The 14,334-nt window shown below is 69.3% G+C and carries 12 protein-coding genes; 1 reads left to right on the top strand and 11 read right to left on the bottom strand.

What is annotated here, in order from left to right; genetic code table 11:
- Positions 1–8: 8 nt before the first annotated feature.
- The 11 genes from QSK37_RS22935 to QSK37_RS22985 all read right to left on the bottom strand — a co-directional run bounded on the left by QSK37_RS22935 (position 9) and on the right by QSK37_RS22985 (position 13,182).
- Positions 9–923 carry an FKBP-type peptidyl-prolyl cis-trans isomerase gene (locus QSK37_RS22935; RefSeq protein WP_285624623.1) on the bottom strand — a complete coding sequence of 305 codons (915 nt, stop codon included), beginning with the start codon at positions 921–923 and terminating at the stop codon, positions 9–11.
- Between the two features lie 25 nt (positions 924–948).
- Positions 949–2,076, bottom strand: a complete 1,128-nt coding sequence (locus tag QSK37_RS22940; protein ID WP_285624625.1) for an FKBP-type peptidyl-prolyl cis-trans isomerase — start codon at positions 2,074–2,076, stop codon at positions 949–951.
- 84 nt (positions 2,077–2,160) lie between these two features.
- On the bottom strand, positions 2,161–3,519 hold the full coding sequence (gene pafA / locus QSK37_RS22945; RefSeq protein ID WP_285583202.1) for a Pup--protein ligase: 1,359 nt from the start codon (positions 3,517–3,519) through the stop codon (positions 2,161–2,163).
- Positions 3,520–3,726: 207 nt separating this feature from the next.
- Positions 3,727–4,473: a proteasome subunit alpha gene (gene prcA, locus QSK37_RS22950; RefSeq protein ID WP_285624956.1), complete on the bottom strand. Its 747-nt coding sequence runs from the start codon at positions 4,471–4,473 to the stop codon at positions 3,727–3,729.
- A gap of 47 nt (positions 4,474–4,520) precedes the next feature.
- Positions 4,521–5,270, bottom strand: a complete 750-nt coding sequence (gene prcB, locus QSK37_RS22955; protein WP_432705588.1) for a proteasome subunit beta — start codon at positions 5,268–5,270, stop codon at positions 4,521–4,523.
- 254 nt (positions 5,271–5,524) lie between these two features.
- Positions 5,525–6,682 (bottom strand): endonuclease VII domain-containing protein, encoded by a 1,158-nt coding sequence (locus QSK37_RS22960; protein ID WP_285624629.1) that lies wholly within the window; start codon positions 6,680–6,682, stop codon positions 5,525–5,527.
- 33 nt (positions 6,683–6,715) lie between these two features.
- Positions 6,716–6,925, bottom strand: coding sequence for a ubiquitin-like protein Pup (locus tag QSK37_RS22965; protein WP_285624632.1), 210 nt, complete (start codon positions 6,923–6,925; stop codon positions 6,716–6,718).
- A 211-nt stretch (positions 6,926–7,136) separates the two neighbouring features.
- Positions 7,137–8,651 (bottom strand): depupylase/deamidase Dop, encoded by a 1,515-nt coding sequence (gene dop / locus QSK37_RS22970; protein WP_285624634.1) that lies wholly within the window; start codon positions 8,649–8,651, stop codon positions 7,137–7,139.
- Between the two features lie 333 nt (positions 8,652–8,984).
- On the bottom strand, positions 8,985–10,757 hold the full coding sequence (gene arc / locus QSK37_RS22975) for a proteasome ATPase (RefSeq protein ID WP_285624637.1): 1,773 nt from the start codon (positions 10,755–10,757) through the stop codon (positions 8,985–8,987).
- A gap of 317 nt (positions 10,758–11,074) precedes the next feature.
- Positions 11,075–11,998 (bottom strand): tRNA (adenine-N1)-methyltransferase, encoded by a 924-nt coding sequence (locus tag QSK37_RS22980; RefSeq protein ID WP_285624640.1) that lies wholly within the window; start codon positions 11,996–11,998, stop codon positions 11,075–11,077.
- A gap of 47 nt (positions 11,999–12,045) precedes the next feature.
- Entirely contained in the window at positions 12,046–13,182 is a 1,137-nt protein-coding gene (locus QSK37_RS22985) for a site-2 protease family protein (RefSeq protein WP_285624643.1), read from the bottom strand.
- Between the two features lie 95 nt (positions 13,183–13,277).
- Between QSK37_RS22985 and QSK37_RS22990 the strand changes: the two genes are divergently transcribed.
- Positions 13,278–14,225 carry a RecB family exonuclease gene (locus QSK37_RS22990; RefSeq protein WP_285624646.1) on the top strand — a complete coding sequence of 316 codons (948 nt, stop codon included), beginning with the start codon at positions 13,278–13,280 and terminating at the stop codon, positions 14,223–14,225.
- Positions 14,226–14,334 lie beyond the last annotated feature (109 nt).

The following is a 14,334-nucleotide window of genomic DNA, read 5'->3' on the forward strand; positions in this document are numbered from 1 at the left end:
GCCGCGGGTCAGTACGCGGCGATGATGTCGATCACGAACGCCAGCGTGTCGCTGCGCGTGATACCCGACGCCGAATGACCCTTCGCGCCGTACCCCGCGCTCGGCGGCACCACCACCAGCACCCGGCTGCCCACCGGTTTGCCGACGACCGCGCGGTCCCACCCGTCGATCATCTGCCGGGCGCCGACCACCACCGAGTCCGGATGGCCACGGCCGCGCGAGGACTCGAACGTCTTGCGGCCACGCCAGATCTGGCCCAGATCGTGATAGACCACGACCTGCTTGGCCTCCACCGGCCGGCCCGTGCCCCGCACGATCGTGCGCACGGTCAGCTTCGCCGGCGGGCGCGCCGACGGAATCGTCATCGACGGCACCGCGCCCGTCGTCACCCGCGGCAGGCCCGCCTCGGTCTGCTGCTCCGGCGTGCCGTGCGCGGACGCGCCGTTGGGGTAGACGGCCAGCACGTCCAGCACGAACACCAGCGAGTCGTTTCCGCCGATCTGCAGCGCCGCGTAGCCCTGCGAGCCGTACCCCTGTCCCGGCGGGATCACCGCCACCACCCGGCCGCCCGGGCGCTGCCCGGCCAGCGCCCGGTTCAGCCCCGGCACCAGGTGCCCGTACGGGAACATCGCCGGGCGGCCCGAGTCGTAACTGCTGGCGATCAGCTTGTGGTCACCGCCGTTCCAGCGGTACCCGACGTAGTTCGCCGCGACCAGGTCGCCGGCCGCCACCTTGGCGCCCTTGCCCGAATGCAGGGTCTTGACGCCCAGCTTGCCGCCGGGCGCCGACCCCGGGATCGTCACCGCCGGCTGCCGGCCGACCGCTCCGGCCACCTTCACCCCGTCGGGCGGCCCTCCACCGCTGCACGCGACAACGCACGAGGCGAGGAGGGCCAGCACGACCCACGGGGCGGCACGCCGCATACGCCGACCTCCAGCGACCGGGTGATCAGATCGCGTCGAGAATATCGACAACGAACACGAGGGTGTCGGTGCCCTTGATGCCCGCCTGTGGCGACCCGGTCGAGCCGTAGCCCTCCTTCGGCGGGACGATCACCAGCATCCGGCTGCCGATCTTCTTGCCCACCAGCGCCTTGTCCCAGCCCGGGATCACCTGCCCGACGCCGATCGGGAATCCGGCCGGAGCGCCGTGCTTGTAGCTGGAGTCGAACTCCTTGCCGGTGCGCCACAGCACACCGTCGTACTGACCGACCAGCGTCTGACCCTTGGCGACCGCCTTGCCGGTGCCCTCGATCAGCGTCTGGACCTCCAGCTTCTTCGGCGCCGAACCCGACGGGATCTTCACCGTCGGCGCCTGGCCCGGCGCGCCCGGCGTGACCTGCGGGAACTTCGCGTCGATCTTCTGCTGCGTGCCCTGCACCGACGCCGTCTTGCCGTAGGCCTTCAGCACGTCGACCGACAGCACCAGGTCATCGCCGGCACCCAGCTTCAGCGCCTGCGCGACCTGGTCGCCGACCACCTTGTACGGCAGGGTCAGCTCCAGCCGCGTGCCCGGCGTACGGCCCACGATCTCCTTGTCCAGCGCCGGCAGCCCGGTCAGCTGGCTCGCTGTGTTCGCGGCCGGCTTGTTCTGCTTGAAGGTGTCCAGCAGCGGCTCATGGGTCTTCTGGGGCTTGGCCGCCCACTGGTAGGCCACCAGGTGCGCGACGACGAAGTCGTTGGTGCTGATCTTCGGCCCGGAGCCGTGGATCAGCTCCTTGACGCTCTGCTTGACCGCCGGCTTGGCCTTGGGCACCGACACCGACGGCGCCTTGCCGAACGCGCCCTTGAACTTCACCGACGGCGCCGGCCTCGTCTCCCACCAGATGCCCGCGCCGATGAGCGCCAGCACCACGACCGCGCCCGCCACCGAGTAGATGATCTGACGCCGCTTGGCGGCCTTGCGCGTCCCCTTGCGCGGCGCCGAGCGGTTCTTGGAACCGAGCGCGTGCGGAGTGAACTCGCTACGGCTGATGTCCCGGGCCTGCGGCATCGTCACCTTCGGCCGGGCGTCCTGCTGGGGCTCCTCCTCGGTCCCCTCGGTCTCCGTTTCCTCGCGGCCTTCGACTTCAGACATCTTCTCCACCGTTTCGCGGGCATGACGACAGCACGAACGCACCCAACCTTGTAGCAGGCACCTAAAGGTAGCGTGAGAACGCGGTCACATTCCCGCGATCAACTTGTCGACACGGTCGTCCACCGAGCGGAACGGGTCCTTGCACAGCACTGTGCGCTGGGCCTGATCGTTCAGTTTCAGGTGCACCCAGTCCACCGTGAAGTCCCGGCGTTTCTCCTGCGCCCGCCGGATGAACTCCCCGCGCAGCCGCGCACGGGTCGTCTGCGGTGGCACCGACTTCGCCTCGAAGATCGCCAGATCCCGCGCCACCCGGTCCACCGACCCGCGCCGCTCCAGCAGGTAGTACAGGCCGCGCCCGCGGTGCACGTCGTGGTACGCCAGGTCCAGCTGCGCCACCCGGGGCGAGCTCAGCGGCAGGTCGTACTTCCGCCGGTACCGCTCGATCAGCTGGTACTTCGTCACCCAGTCGATCTCCCGCGCCACCAGGTCCAGATCGCCCGTCTCCACGGCGCGCAGGGTCCGCTCCCACAGGTCCAGCACGCGCAGCACCACCGGGTCCGCGCCGCGCCGGTCCACGAAGTCACGCGCCTTGTCGAGGTACTCCGACTGGATCTCCAGCGAACTGGCCTCCCGTCCGTTCGCCAGCCGGACCTTGCGCCGCCCGGTCATGTCGTGGCTGACCTCGCGGATCGCCCGGATGGGGTTCTCCAGCGTCAGGTCGCGCATCACCACACCGGCCTCGACCATGCGCAGCACCAGGTCGGTCGCCCCGACCTTGAGCAGCATCGTCGTCTCGCTCATGTTCGAGTCGCCGACGATCACGTGCAGCCGCCGGAACCGCTCCGCGTCCGCGTGCGGCTCGTCCCGCGTGTTGATGATCGGCCGCGACCGCGTCGTCGCCGACGACACGCCCTCCCAGATGTGCTCCGCGCGCTGGCTCACGCAGTACACCGCGCCGCGCGGCGTCTGCAGCACCTTGCCGGCGCCGCAGATGATCTGCCGTGTCACCAGGAACGGGATCAGCACATCGGCCAGCCGGCCGAACTCGCCGTGCCGTCCCACCAGGTAGTTCTCGTGGCAGCCATAGGAGTTGCCGGCCGAGTCGGTGTTGTTCTTGAAGAGATAGATGTCCCCCGCGATCCCCTCCTCGCGCAGCCGCCGCTCGGCGTCCACGAGGAGACCCTCGAGGATCCGCTCACCCGCCTTGTCGTGCACGACGAGCTCATCGACGCTGTCACACTCGGGCGTCGCGTACTCAGGATGACTTCCGACATCGAGGTACAGCCGTGCCCCGTTGCGCAGGAACACGTTGCTGCTACGGCCCCACGACACCACCCGGCGGAACAGGTAGCGGGCCACCTCGTCGGGTGACAACCGCCGCTGCCCGCGGAAGGTGCACGTAACGCCGTACTCGTTCTCCAACCCGAAGATGCGCCTGTCCACACCGCAAGGCTATGTGTCAGAGGACCGCAGTTGGTAGAGATCACGCCCGGCTGTACCGGTCACGAAAGCGCCACAACCGGCCGCGGATCGGACGAATGACCCCATCCTTGAGCCCACCGTGACCCCGGCCGGCGCCTTTACATTGTAAATCAAAAACGACGGCACCCGCCGTGACCTGGGATGATCACGACGGGTGCCGCCAGGGCCTTACTCGCCGGCGTCGCCTTCGTCGCCTTGGGAGGCGCCGCCCTCCGACGCCCCGCCGGCCTGCTCCGCCTCTTCCAGCAACTGCTTGATCCGCGCCGCCGGCAGCCTGCGGAACAACCGGTGGTCCCGGTTGCGGTCCAGCACCGCCACCTCCAGCTGACCCGCCTCCAGATGCCGGTCCGCGTCCTGCTGCTCCAGCGCGTGCACCCCGACCCCCAGCGCACGCGCGAGCGGCAGACCCTCCTCGAACCGGTCCTTCAGCGCCGACGCCACCTGGTCGACCTGACCGCCCATCGCGACATAACCCTGCTCGTCGGCGACCGAACCGTCGAACGTCAGCCGGTAGATCTGGTCCGACGCCACGTCCGCGCCCACCTCGGCCACCACGATCTCCACCTCGAACGGCTTGTTCGACTCGGTGAAGACCGTGCCCAGCGCCGTCGCGTACGCGTTGGCCAGACCCCGCGCCGTGACGTCACGGCGGTCGTACATGTAGCCGTTCACGTCGGCGTACCGCACGCCCTGCTGCCGGAGATTCTCGAACTCGTTGTACTTGCCGACCGCCGCGAACGCGATCCGGTCGTAGATCTCACTGATCTTGTGCAGGGCCCGCGACGGGTTGTCCGCCACGAACAGAATGCCGTCGGCGTACTGCAGCACGACCACGCTGCGGCCCCGTGAGATGCCCTTGCGGGCGTAGTCGGCCTTGTCCTTCATCGCCTGTTCGGGCGACACGTAGAACGGCATGGACACCGGTGGCGTTCCTCACTACTCGATCGTCATTGGTCGGCTGGTCATCGCAACGGCGCGGGCGGGCCGCCGGGAGCGCTCATCCGCCCCTGCACGACCGACTCCACCAGCTCACCGACCCGGCCGTCCGGCATCCGCCGGTAACCGTCCGCCGTGACCACCGAGATCACCGGGAAGATCCGGCGCGTCAGGTCCGGGCCACCCGTCGCGGAGTCGTCGTCGGCGGCGTCGTACAACGCGTGGATCGAGGCGAGAACCGCCTCCTCCTCCGACAGATCGGACCGGAAGAGCTTCTTCAGCGCGCCGCGCGCGAACACCGAGCCCGAGCCGATGCTGTGGAACTCGTGCTCCTCGTAACGGCCGCCGGCCGCGTCATAGCTGAAGATGCGGCCCGCCTCGCGCTCCTCGTCATAGCCCGCGAACAGCGGCACCACCACGAGCCCCTGCAGCGCCATGCCGAGGTTGCCGCGCACCATCGTCGCGAGCCGGTTGGCCTTGCCCTCCAGCGAGAGCGTGCGGCCCTCCATCTTCTCGTAGTGCTCCAGCTCGACCTGGAACAGCCGCACGACCTCCAGGCCGATGCCGGCCGTGCCCGCGATCGCGATCGCGGAGTACTCGTCGGCGCGGAAGACCTTCTCGATGTCACGCTGCGCGATGACGTTGCCCGCGGTCGCCCGCCGGTCCCCGCCCATCACCACACCGCCCGGGAACGTCACCGACACGATCGTCGTGCCGTGGGGGAAGTGCTCACCCGCGGACACGCCCGCCGGCAGCTCCCGGTTCCCCGGCAGCATGTTCGGCGAGTGCACCGCCAGGAACTCGGTGAACGACGAGGGGCTCTGGCTCGCGAACGCACCCGGCAGACGCCCCGGCGCGGAACCTTGCGACGTCACACGACTCCTTCCACTGACAGCGGACGCGATCGCCCCCGCTAATCAGACCCTACTGTCAGCGCGCCGTTGCGTGCATGCGTCATGATCCCTCCCCCGTCCGCTCACGGCGAACCCGGCCGAACGCGGATGGATGTGATCGCATGCGAACCGGCCGATCAGAGAAAGGCATACTCCGCGGGACGCGGCGGCTCGACGGGCCTGGGAGCGTCGTCATGAGGGTCGGAGAGGTCGAGGACGGCGAAGCGCGGCTCGATCGGCCCGGGGCCGGCCACGTCGACGTCGAACTCCCAGGGGTCCCCGGAGTCGTCACGCGCGAACGCGTGGAGAACGGCGAGGTCATGCCCGCCGACCTGCCCGATCTCCCAGCCGGGATCAATCACCGGCCCGTCGCGGCGAGGCCGCACCACGGTCACCTCGAACCGCCCGTCCGGCCCCCGTCGCAGCCCCGACAGCCCACCGGTGAGGTACTCGATCGCCCGCCGTAGCAGCCACGGGTTGTCATCGAGCTGCCCCATCCCACTATTGCAATTCCCGCAGAGGATCCCACGCACCGCGCCGCCGTTCACGTGGTCGTGGTCGACCACCGTCGGCGACGCCACGCGGCAGACGGGACACCGACCCCGCTGCTGCTCGACCAGCCGCTCGATCTCGTCCTCGCCGATCCCGTAGCGCCGGAAAAGGTGGGCCTCGCGATGGCTCGTCCCTCTTCCGCGGGCCGTACGGCGCGCCGCCGGGCCCGCGGAAGTGGATGTTCGCTCCAGGTAGTCCACCGCCTCGCGGATGACCGCTGGACCGTCCCTGAACTGCCCCAGGGCTCCGTTACACGAGAAACAGATCAACCCCCGCACCTCGCCTGTCGCATGATCATGATCAACATGCAACGAGCGGGCGCGGAGGCAAATGAGACAAACGCTCGCCTGACCGTCGATGATCTCCGCTACCTCATCTTCGGTGAGACCGTAACGATACTTGAGGAGGTAGCTCCTCTCGCTGCCGTGATTCTTCACCTTGTTGGCGACCGTCAGACGGTTGTGACAGGGCCGACAGTAAGTGGCGAGGCCATCTTTCTTCGACCGGTTACTCCCAAAGGCCGACAAGGGACGGATCTCGTCACATTGGGGGCAGTAACGCAATCCTTCCGGCACCTCCGGCCGCTCGCGCACCTGCTTTCCGCGTTCGGCCATCCGCTTGCGATAGCTCGCCTTGGAACGACGCCGGAAACATTCCTTGCAGTACTGCGCGAGACCGTCGGCCCGACGCTTGTTACGCCCGTACTCCGCTGCGTTCTTTTCTAAGCCCCAGTCCGGACACACTTTCCGCGATGGGAGTAAACCGGACAATTGCTGTCACTCTCCCCCTTTTTGGACGTAGCTCCTGACGAACTCCTCTGCGTTCTCTTCGAGGACCTCGTCTATTTCGTCCAGAATGGCGTCGACGTCGTCCGTGAGCTTCTCGTTGCGTTCCTGGACGTCTTCGCTGGGGGCGGTCTGGGTCTCGTCGACCTCTTCCTCGCGCCGGGTCGTCTGCCGCTGCCCGCCGGTGTCCCTCGTCGCCATGCTGCGCCTCCACTCCTGCCGAGAGACCTCGACTCTATCGTCGCCCGCCGACAACCAGTGGATCACTCACCGTGTCCCACCGTGGTCGGCGATCGGTCTCATGACGGCGTTATCACCACCGGCGATCCCTGCGAAACGGTCATACCGGTCACGACTGTGCATTGATCGACAGCGGGCCGCCGGACCGGCGCGTTCTGGGGCCCTCTGGGCGCTACTCCCCCGTCAGGGCGGTCACCAGGTCCGAGGCCGTACGGCAGCGGTCCAGGAGGGCGCCCACGTGCGCCTTGGTGCCCCTCAGCGGCTCCAGGGTCGGCACCCGCTGCAGCGACTCGCGGCCCGGGACGTCGAAGATGACGGAGTCCCACGACGCCGCGGCCACCGAGTCGGCGTACTGCCGCAGGCACCGGCCGCGGAAGTACGCGCGCGTGTCCTCGGGCGGGTCCTCGATGGCGGCGTCGACCTCGGCGTCGGTGGTGATGCGCTTCATGCGGCCGCGCGCGACGAGGCGGTTGTACAGGCCCCGGTCCGGGCGTACGTCGGAGTACTGCAGGTCGACCAGTTGGAGACGCGGGTGGGACCAGTCGAGGCCGTCGCGGCTGCGGTAGCCCTCCAGCAGTTCGAGCTTGGCGACCCAGTCGAGCTCGCTCGACAGCTGCATGGGGTCCTCGCCGAGGCGGTGCAGGACCGACTCCCAGCGGTCCAGGATCTCGGTGGTCGGCTCGTCGACGTCGGCGCCGAAGCGGTCCTCGACGTACTTGCGGGACTGCTCCAGGTACTCCATCTGCAGCTGCACGGCGGTCATCTTGCGGCCGTCGCGAAGGGTCAGCAGGTGTTTGCAGGACGGGTCGTGGGAGACGGCGCGCAGGGTCGCTACCGGCATGTCGACGGACAGGTCGACGGTGAGGAAGCCGTCTTCGATCATGGCGAGCACGAGGCCGGTCGTGCCGAGCTTGAGGAAGGTGGAGACCTCGCTCATGTTGGCGTCGCCGATGATGACATGGAGCCTGCGGTACTTCTCCGGGTCCGCGTGAGGTTCGTCACGCGTGTTGATGATGGGGCGCTTGAGAGTCGTCTCGAGGCCCACCTCGACCTCGAAGAAGTCGGCGCGCTGGCTGATCTGGAAGCCGTCGGTGCGGCCGTCGACGCCGATGCCGACGCGGCCGGCGCCGCAGACGACCTGGCGGGTCACGAAGAACGGGGTGAGGTGGCGGACGATCTCCGAGAAGGCGGTCTCCCGCTTCATCAGGTAGTTCTCGTGGCAGCCGTACGAGGCGCCCTTGTTGTCGGTGTTGTTCTTGTACAGCTGGATGGGCTGGGTGCCGGGCACCTGGGCGGCGCGGCGGGCGGCGTCGGCCATGACGCGCTCTCCGGCCTTGTCCCAGATCACGGCGTCGCGCGGGTTGGTGCACTCGGGGGTGGAGTACTCCGGGTGCGCGTGGTCGACGTAGAGGCGCGCGCCGTTCGTGAGGATGACGTTGGCCAGCCCGAGATCCTCGTCGGTGAGCTGGGTGGGGTCGGCGACCTCGCGTGCGAGGTCGAACCCGCGGGCGTCCCGCAGGGGGTTCTCCTCCTCGAAGTCCCACCGTGCCCGCCTGGCCTTGGCCGCCGATGCCGCGAGGTAGGCGTTGACGACCTGTGAGGAGGTCACCATCGCGTTGGCCCCCGGCTGACCGGGCACGGAAATGCCGTATTCGGTCTCGATTCCCATTACCCGCCGCACGCTCATAGACCTGAGCCTAATGCGCGATCGCCGTGCTCTTGCGAGGCGCGGCGGGATCGTGACCCGATTCGCCTTGTGGGGACGGGCTCAGGAGGGGTTCGAACGAGATGGCGGGGTGTGCTTCGGGGCGACGGCGTCCTCATGGCCGTTCCAGGTCAGGGTAAAGACCCGGCAACCGGAGCGGGGGACGTCGGTGGTGCTCGGGTATATCTCCCCCGAGGTGGAGTTCACCGGAGATCTGTGGTCGACGCGGCACGCGAAGTGGTTCGGGCGCCCGTACGGCGGAACCGGCGCCGTCGCGGGCGGCCGGCGTGGTGCCGGCCGCCCGCGACGAGCGGTTTACAGGTACTGACCGGTGTTGGCGACCGTGTCGATGGAACGGCCGGCCTCGGTGCCCTGCTTGCCGGAGACGAGCGTGCGGATGTAGACGATCCGTTCGCCCTTCTTGCCGGAGATGCGGGCCCAGTCGTCGGGGTTGGTGGTGTTGGGCAGGTCCTCGTTCTCGCTGAACTCGTCGACGCAGGCGGCGAGCAGGTGGTTGACCCGCAGGCCCTTCTGCCCGCTGTCGAGGAAGTCCTTGATGGCCATCTTCTTGGCCCGGTCGACGATGTTCTGGATCATCGCGCCGGAGTTGAAGTCCTTGAAGTAGAGGACTTCCTTGTCACCGTTGGCGTAGGTCACCTCGAGGAAGCGGTTCTCCTCGCTCTCGGTGTACATCCGCTCGACGACCCGCTGGATCATGCCGTCGACCGTGGCCTCGGCCGAGCCGTCGTGTTCCTTGACGTCGTCGGGGTGGAGGGGAAGTCCGGTGAGGATGTACTTGGAGAAGATGTCCTTGGCCGCCTCGGCGTCGGGACGTTCGATCTTTATCTTCACGTCGAGGCGCCCGGGCCGGAGGATCGCCGGGTCGATCATGTCCTCGCGGTTGGAGGCGCCGATGACGATGACGTTCTCCAGGCCTTCGACGCCGTCGATCTCCGAGAGCAGCTGCGGCACGATCGTGTTCTCGACGTCGGAGGAGACTCCGGATCCGCGGGTGCGGAAGATGGAGTCCATCTCGTCGAAGAAGACGATGACCGGGGTGCCCGCGGAGGCCTTCTCGCGTGCGCGCTGGAAGACCAGCCGGATGTGGCGTTCGGTCTCGCCGACGTACTTGTTGAGGAGTTCGGGTCCCTTGATGTTGAGGAAGAAGCTCTTGCCCTCGGCGCCGGTCTTCTCCGCGACCTGTTTGGCCAGGGAGTTGGCGACGGCCTTGGCGATGAGGGTCTTGCCGCAGCCGGGCGGACCGTAGAGCAGGACGCCCTTGGGCGGGCGGAGCTGGTGTTCGCGGAAGAGGTCGGCGTGGAGGTAGGGCAGCTCGACGGCGTCGCGGATCTGTTCGATCTGCGGACCCAGGCCGCCGATCTCCTGGTAGGAGATGTCGGGGACTTCTTCGAGGACGAGTTCTTCGACCTCGGCCTTGTGGATCTTTTCGTAGGCGTACCCGGAGCGCGTGTCGAGCATCAGCGAGTCACCGGCGCGCAGGGAGACTCCGCGCAGGGGCTCGGCGAGCTTGACGACGCGTTCCTCGTCGGCGTGCGCGATGACGAGGGCGCGTTCGCCGTCGGCGAAAACCTCCTTGAGCATCACGACTTCGCCCTGGGTCTCGAAGTCGAGGGCGGCGACGACGTTGAGCGCCTCGTTGAGCATGACCTCCTGGCCACGCTGCAACTCCTCGATCTCGATACCCGGGCTGACGTTCACCCGCAGCTTGCGTCCGCCGGTGAAGATGTCGACCGTGCCGTCCTCGCGCGCGGCGAGGAACGTTCCGAAGGCGGATGGCGGCTGCGCGAGGCGGTCGACTTCCTCCTTCAGTGCGATGATCTGCTCTCGGGCTTCCTTGAGAGTCGCCACGAGGCGTTCGTTCTGGCCCGTAACCGCGGCCAGGCTTGCCTGCGCCTCATGTAGGCGTTCTTCGAGTACACGTACTTGTCGGGGGGATTCCGCGAGCTTTCGGCGCAGCACGGAGATCTCCTCCTCGAGGAAGGAGACCTGCGTCTGGAGGTCGCGGACCTCCTTTTCGTGCTGCGCCTTACGCGCCCCGGCATCGTCACGAGCGGCCACGCTCGTCACCTCCTCAGGCAGAGACGACGACCTAACTGAAACCCTACCTATCCGGAGCGCCTCCGTAACATGGCCAACGGGTACTCGTGTCGTGGCGGGGTGGCGACGAGGTGCGGAAATCGGATGCTTTCGCAGGTCGGAGGCCACATGGGGTGGTGACGGCTCCGCTTGCGAAAATCCGCCGCCGGCCCTTTCCGGCGGCCACGCCGGACACGTGACCGATACGGGGCGGACACGCGCCTGACACATCGGGCACATAAGGGGGACGCCGAAGCGGCACGGACGGGATCCGCGTGGTCACGGTGGGTCAGAGGCCGCGGCCGGGGTCAGTCGAGCGGCGCGGGCGGTTCGGGAGTCTCCGGGGTCTCGGTGGCTTCACCGGCCTGGGCTCCCTTGGCGGGCCGTCGCCGGCGCACCGGGGGGCGTACGCCGTCGGCGAGGCGGCGTGCGGTGGCGAGGAAGCCGGTGTGGCCGACCATGCGGTGGTCGGGGCGTACGGCGAGTCCCTCGACGTGCCAGGAGCGCAGGAGGGTCTCGAAGGCGTACGGCTCGGCGAAGGCGCCGTGCTCGCGCAGGGTCTCCACGACCCGCGACAGCTGGGTGGTGGTGGCGACGTAGGCGCAGACGAGGCCGCCGGGGACGAGGGCCTTGGCGACGGCGTCGACGCATTCCCAGGGGGCCAGCATGTCGAGGACGACGCGGTCGACGTCGGTGTCGGTGAGGGCGTCCTCGAGGGAGCCGACGGTGAGCCGCCAGGCGGGGTGCGGGCCGCCGAAGTAGGTCTCGACGTTGGTACGGGCGATCCCGGCGAAGTCCTCGCGGCGTTCGTAGGAGGAGACCATGCCGTGTTCGCCGACCGCGCGCAGGAGCCAGCAGGTGAGGGCGCCGGAGCCGGCGCCGGCCTCGACGACGCGGGCGCCGGGGAAGATGTCGGCCATCGTGACGATCTGGGCGGCGTCCTTGGGGTAGACGACGGCGGCGCCGCGGGGCATGCGGAGCGCGTAGTCGGCGAGGAGCGGCCGGAAGGCGAGGTATTCGGTGCCGCCGGTGGAGCGGAAGACGCTGCCCTCGGGGCTGCCGATGATCTCGTCGTGCGGGATGGCGCCCTTGTGGCTGTGGTAGAGCTTGCCGGGCTGGAGGGTGACGGTGTTGACCCGGCCCTTGGGATCGGTGAGCTGAACCCTGTCGCCGGGACGGAACGGCCCGTGCGGGGCTGCGGGCATGGCGGAGCCGGCGGTCGGTTCGGTCATGGCTCCAGGCTATCGAGGTCCTGGGGGCGGCCGGACCGCCGGGCGGGTCAGGCGCGGGCGAAGGTCTTGGCGAGGTCCTGGGCGACGAGCACGCCGTACATCTCGCCGGTGGGCTCGACCAGGAGGTACTCCGAGGCGGGGACGCGGTTGACCGCGGCGACGAGGTCCTCGCCGGTGATGTCGGCGGACAGGATCATCCCGGGGTCGAGCGTGCGGGTGAGGGAGGCGGTGTCGACCCAGGGCCGCCGGTGTTCGGGGGTGGCGATGACGGCGGTCTCGCTGACGATGCCGACGGGGTCGTCGTCGCGGCCGACGACGACGATGGCGCCGGCGCCGGCCTCCTGGGCGCGGCGTACGGCCTCGGCGAGGGGGGTGTCCTGGGCGACGCTGACGGCGCGGCGGGCGAGGGCGCGGGCGTTGAGGAGGGGGATGCGGTCGCGGATGCGGGCGACGCGGATGGCCTCGCCGGCGCCGACCCAGATGAAGGAGGCGACGAGCGCGGCCCAGATGACGGTGAGCCAGCGGTCGCCGCCGCCGGTGGCCGAGAGCGCGGCGCCGAGGATGAGCACCGTGACGGCGACGACGCGGCCGGCCCAGCCGGCGGCGACGGTGGCGGTGCGCCGGCGCCCGGTGATCTTCCAGATGGCGGCGCGGACGAGCCGGCCGCCGTCGAGGGGCAGGCCGGGCAGGAGGTTGAACACGCCGACGATGAGGTTGGCGAGGGTGAGGGCCTCGATGAGCAGGACGGTGACGTCGGGCATGGGCACGAGCAGGAGCGCGGCGTAGCCGCCGACGGCGAGGCCGAGGGACAGCACGGGGCCGGCGGCGGCGACGAGGAACTCGCGGCCGGGCGTGCGGGGCTCCTCCTCGATCTCGGAGACGCCGCCGAGGATGTGCAGGGTGATGGCGCGCACGGGCAGGCCGAAGCAGCGGGCGACGACGGAGTGGCCGATCTCGTGGACGAGGACCGAGGCGTACAGCAGCACGGCGTAGGTGAGGGCCACGAGGTAGCTGACGGGCCGCTGGACGTGCTGGGCGACCTGGGGTTCGAACATGACCGTGATGACGATGGCCACGATGAACCAGGTCGGTGAGACGTAGATGGGGATGCCGAACGGGCGTCCCATGAGGATCCCCGGCCGAGCCGGGCCGGACCGATCGCCCTGGGGCGCGCTGTCTGCCACGCCCCCGATGCTACGTGGACCGGTGGCGGGCGCGGCACGCGGCGCGGTGGTGGTTCACCGGTGTTCTGTCGTCGGCCTGCCCTAGGGTTACGCGCATGACGGCGACCGAGATCAACACCGGGACGGACGGCGAAGCGGGCGAGGACGGCGGGTCGGCCGGTGGTGTGACGGTGGTCGGGTCGCTGTCGCCGTCACGGGCGGGCGACTTCATGACGTGTCCGCTGCTGTACCGCTTCCGGGTGATCGACCGCATCCCGGAGCGGCCGAGCGCGGCGCAGGTGCGGGGCACGCTCGTGCACGCGGTGCTGGAGCGGTTGTTCGACATGCCGGCCGCGGCGCGGACGCCGGCGGCGGCGCTGGAGTTGCTGGGGCCGGAGTGGGAGCGGCTGCTGGCCGAGGAGCCGGAGCTGGCGACGCTGTTCGACGACGAGGACGACGAGGACGGGGAGGACGGCGCCGGGGGCGCGCGGGAGGAGTGGCTGGCCGAGGCGCGCGCGATGGTGGAGCGTTACTTCTCGCTGGAGGATCCGCGGCGCCTGGAGCCGGCGAGCCGTGAGATGTACGTCGAGACGGTTCTGGAGTCGGGGTTGCAGCTGCGGGGCTACATCGACCGGCTCGACGTGGCGCCGACCGGTGAGGTGCGGGTCGTCGACTACAAGACGGGGCGTGCGCCGCGGGCCGACTTCGAGGCGCGTGCGCTGTTCCAGATGAAGTTCTACGCGCTGGTGCTGTGGCGGTTGCGCGGCACGGTGCCGCGGTTGCTGCAGCTGATGTATCTCGGCAATGGTGAGATCCTGCGGTACGCGCCGGACGAGGCCGACCTGCGGGCGACGGAGCGCAAGGTCGAGGCGCTGTGGAAGGCGATCCGGCGGGCGATGGACTCCGGTGAGTGGCGGGAGCGCACGAGCCGGTTGTGCGACTGGTGCGACCACAAGCAGCGCTGCCCGTCGTTCGGGGGTGTGCTGCCGCCGCTGCCGCAGGCGGGCGGTGCGCCGGGTGCGGTGGCCGGTGCGCCGCTGGAGCCGGAGCGCGACGACCTCTGAGTGGCCGCCCGGCGGTGACGGGCGGCGGGGCGGCGTTCCGCGTCTCCTCCCGCCGGTGGCGGCGGTCTCCTCCCTGCGGAGGAGGGGATATCCGCGCTCAGGATGGGGA

The sequence above is a fragment of the Actinoallomurus iriomotensis genome (genome assembly GCF_030269445.1).
GTDB classification, from domain to species: domain Bacteria; phylum Actinomycetota; class Actinomycetes; order Streptosporangiales; family Streptosporangiaceae; genus Actinoallomurus; species Actinoallomurus iriomotensis.